This is a genomic window from Lyngbya sp. CCY1209 (genome assembly GCF_055795065.1).
Map to the genome: position 1 here is coordinate 1 of NZ_JAYFER010000256.1, position 297 is coordinate 297.

Consider the following 297-nt stretch of genomic DNA (forward strand, 5'->3'; position numbering starts at 1 on the left):
CAGACTGGTCGTTTTCTCGATAGCTGAAGATACGAGCGTCATAGTCCGCCGATGTGGACTTAAAGCTCTTAACTGGCTTGCCTACCTTGCGATTGGCAGCTACCCTCGCACAAACCCTTACAGCCAAATTCGCTGACAAGCTAAATCGACTGCGGATTTCTTTATAGGTCTCTGCCTGAATCCGGTTCTTATTCTTGATTTTGGGGTTGACTGTTTCATTGACGTAGTTGCAAGCATCAGCAAACGCCACCAGAGTTTGATCAAGCTTTTGAGCTTGTTCTGGCGTGGGGTTAAGCT

Annotated in this window: 1 pseudogene; it reads right to left on the reverse strand. The window is 47.5% G+C overall.

Features of this window, described 5'->3' with window-relative positions:
- A pseudogene (locus AC0QHF_RS07075) lies at positions 1-297 on the reverse strand (RNA-guided endonuclease InsQ/TnpB family protein); the annotation flags it as partial.